This window comes from Frankia sp. AgKG'84/4 (assembly GCF_023242965.2).
Classification (GTDB): Bacteria; Actinomycetota; Actinomycetes; order Frankiales; family Frankiaceae; genus Frankia.
This window is the reverse complement of the sequence record NZ_JALKFU020000938.1, coordinates 1-710: the sequence shown is the minus strand read 5'-3', so window position 1 is coordinate 710 and position 710 is coordinate 1. Positions and strand designations below refer to the sequence as shown.

Here is a 710-nt window from a genome sequence, read left to right as displayed (position 1 = left end):
AAGGAGCGGGGCCTGTGGGCGGCGCACCTCGACCGTGAGCTCGGCGGTCAGGGGCTGGGGCAGGTGCGTCTCGCGCTGATGCACGAGATCCTTGGTCGGACTCCGTCGGCGTCGGCGCTGTTCGGCAATCAGGCGCCGGACTCGGGTAACAGTGAGCTGCTGGCGATCGGTGCGAACGAGGAGCAGAAGGACCGGTGGCTGTGGCCGCTGCTCGACGGCCGGCTCCGCTCGTCCTTCGCCCTCACCGAACCCGACACCGCTGGTTCGGACCCGACGACGATCCGCACGGCCGCTGTCCTCGATGGTGACGACTACGTCCTCAACGGGCGCAAGTGGTTCGCGTCGGGTGCCGCGACGGCCGACTTCGTTCTCGCCATGGTGGTGACGAACCCGGATGGCAAGCCGCATGAGCGCGCCTCGATGATCTGTATCGAGAAGGGGACGCCGGGAATGAACATCGTGCGGGACGTCGGCACGATTGATCATCCCTGGCCCGCCCCGAACGAAGCCCATTCCGCCGGGCACGCCGAAATCCTTTTCGAGGACTGCCGGGTGCCGCGGGCGAACCTGATCGGCGCGCCGGGCGAGGGTTTCCTGCTGGCCCAGAAGCGGCTTTCGGGTGGGCGGATCCATCACGCGATGCGGTGGATAGGTCAGAGCCAGCGGGCGTTCGACATGATGTGCGAACGGGCGGTGAGTCGGACGGTGCG

1 protein-coding gene is annotated in these 710 nt (G+C 67.9%); it reads left to right on the top strand.

Annotated features, from left to right (window positions below; all coding sequences use genetic code 11):
* On the top strand, positions 1 to 710 hold a 710-nt coding region (locus MXD58_RS26170), incomplete at both ends, for an acyl-CoA dehydrogenase family protein (protein ID WP_248838027.1).